This is a genomic window from Oceanibaculum nanhaiense (assembly GCF_002148795.1).
Lineage (GTDB): Bacteria > Pseudomonadota > Alphaproteobacteria > Oceanibaculales > Oceanibaculaceae > Oceanibaculum > Oceanibaculum nanhaiense.
In genome coordinates, this window is record NZ_MPOB01000027.1 from 1 (window position 1) to 2,639 (window position 2,639).

Here is a 2,639-nt window from a genome sequence, read left to right on the forward strand (position 1 = left end):
TGCGCAGCGACAAACAGGATGAGACTCAGCGACAATCAGGATGAGACGTTTCGGCGGGTGTGTGTCGCAGGGAGGGCGTAGCCCGACCGGAGGCATACACCCGCCGCTGCGCCCGATTTTGGGGTCTGTGATCGCGACCGGCCCGATACGCTGGTGGTTTTCTGGAATGGGGAACCACCTTTGTGCCGGGGCGCCATGTAACCGATCATCAGATGAGACTTTTCATGAAGCTGAGACAAGATCACCCCATCGAGACCGCCGCCGCGAAGGCGGGAATGAGCCGGGCAACCGCCTATCGGATCGTGCAGGATCCCCGGCTCCCGTCGCAGAAGACGCCGGCCAAAGGGCGGCGGCGTCCCGATCCGCTGGAGTTCATATTCGACGCGGAAGTCGTGCCTATGTTGCGGGCCGCGCCCGGGCTTCGCCCGGTGGCCATCTACGAGGAGATGCTGCGCCGCCATCCCGACCTGCAGCCGGGTATTCGCCGGACACTGGAGCGGCGGATCCGCGCCTGGCGGGCGATCCACGGGGAAGACAGGGAGGTGATCTTCCGGCAGGTTCACGAGCCGGGCCGGCTCGGACTGTCGGATTTCACCGACATGGGGTCCCTCGGCGTGACGCTCGCAGGTCAGCCCCTGGAGCATTTGCTCTATCACTTCCGTTTGCCATGGTCGGGCTTCGGACATGCCCATGTCATTCTCGGTGGCGAGAGTTTCGTCGCCCTGGCCGAGGGGCTTCAGAATGCGCTCTGGTCGGCAGGCGGCGTCCCGCTTTATCATCGCAGCGACAGCCTCTCGGCCGCCTTCCGCAACCTTGATGCGCAAGCCCGGTCGGATCTCACCGCACGCTACGAGGCTCTCTGTGCCCATTACCGCATGACGCCAACGCGCAACAACAAGGGCGTGGCGCACGAGAACGGCTCGATCGAAAGCGCGCACGGCCACCTCAAAGGGGCGATCCGCGATGCGTTGCTGATGCGAGGCAGTCCCGACTTCGAAGACCTCAGGGCCTACCGTGCGTTCATCGACGAGATCGTCGGCCGGCGGAACGCCGCTCATGGCAAGGGGATCGCGGTCGAGCGTCCGCATCTTCAGGATCTGCCCGAACGGCGCAGCACGGATTTCGAGGAGGTGATCGTCACCGTCTCCAGCACCGGCGGCTTCACCTTGCGCAAGGTCTTCTACACCGTGCCCTCCCGCCTGATCGGCCACAGGCTGCGCGTGCGCCTGTTCGACGACCGGCTGGAGCTCTTCATCGGCGGCACCCACCTGCTGACGCTGCCAAGGGGCCGCGCCGGGGCAAATGGCAAACACGACCAGGTGGTGAACTATCACCATGTCATCCATTCGCTGCGCAGAAAGCCCATGGCTCTTTTGCATCTTGTCTATCGCGACAAGCTCTTCCCGCGGGCAGAGTATCGGCGGGCCTTCGAGGCGCTTGCCGCCCGGTTGCCTGAACGGCAGGCCTGCAAGGCCACGGTCGAACTGCTCGGCCTTGCCCATGACCGCAATTGCGAAGCGGCCCTCGCAGGGGAACTGGCCAGGATCCTCAAGGCCGGCGATCTGCCTGATCTGGCCGCCCTGCGAAGCAGGTTCGCCCCGGACCCCGCCAGCTTGCCGACCGTCACGGTGCGGTCCGTTTCCCTGGACAGCTATGAAGCCCTCGTCGGATCGACGCAAAGAGCGGGAGAACGCGGATGAAGACCTCCCACACCGTTGACGAGGCCCGCCTCGGTATCATGCTGAACGACCTGCGGCTGCCCACCATCAAGACCCTCTGGCCCCGCTTCGCCGAGCAGGCCGACAAGGAAGGCTGGCCGGCCGCCCGCTTCCTGGCTGCCATCGCCGAACATGAACTGGCCGAACGCGCTCACCGCAGGGTCGCCCGTCATCTCGCCGAAGCGCACCTGCCGTCCGGCAAGACGATGGACAGCTTCGACTTCGACGCTGTTCCCATGATCTCGAAAGCACAGGTCATGGCCATGGCCGCAGGAGACAGCTGGCTGGCCAAGGGGGCAAATGTTCTCATGTTCGGCCCGCCCGGCGGCGGAAAGAGCCATCTCGCCGCCGCCATCGGCCTGGCGCTGATCGAGAACGGCTGGCGGGTCATGTTCACCAGAACCACCGACCTGGTTCAGAGACTGCAGGTCGCCCGCCACGAATTGCAGCTCGAGGCCGCCATCGCCAGGCTCGACAAGTTCGATCTGCTGATCCTCGATGATCTCGCCTATGTCACCAAGGATCAGGCCGAGACCAGTGTCCTGTTCGAACTCATCTCGGCGCGATATGAGCGGCGTTCCGTCATGATCACCGCCAATCAGCCCTTCGGCGAATGGAACAGGGTCTTTCCCGACCCCGCCATGACGCTCGCCGCCGTCGACAGGCTCGTTCACCATGCCACCATCTTCGAGATGAATGTCGAGAGCTACAGGCGGCGATCCGCGCTCGAGGCCAAACGCAAGAGGGGCAGGCCCGCCGCATACGCGACAATCAAGAACACACCTCTGATTGACGCGGAGCGACAAACACCGGCTGAAGAAAACCTTGCCGGTGACAAACACGGTGATATCGTCACCGATGCCGCGACATAGAATCTCATCCTGATTGTCGCCAGCATCTCACCCAGATTGTCGCGCTATA

At 63.9% G+C, this 2,639-nt stretch carries 2 protein-coding genes; both read left to right on the top strand.

What is annotated here, in order from left to right; genetic code table 11:
* Window positions 1-182: 182 nt before the first annotated feature.
* On the top strand, window positions 183-1,700 hold the full coding sequence (gene istA, locus BKM74_RS18315) for an IS21 family transposase (RefSeq protein ID WP_086467127.1): 1,518 nt from the start codon (window positions 183-185) through the stop codon (window positions 1,698-1,700).
* Window positions 1,697-2,590, top strand: coding sequence for an IS21-like element helper ATPase IstB (gene istB / locus BKM74_RS18320; RefSeq protein ID WP_086467128.1), 894 nt, complete (start codon window positions 1,697-1,699; stop codon window positions 2,588-2,590). Before istA ends, istB begins: the two co-directional genes overlap by 4 nt.
* Window positions 2,591-2,639: the final 49 nt, after the last annotated feature.

What these genes read in the sequence shown, in the direction of transcription:
- istB (WP_086467128.1), top strand. Translation starts at nt 1,697, where the DNA reads ATGAAGACCTCCCACACCGTTGACGAGGCCCGCCTCGGTATCATGCTG.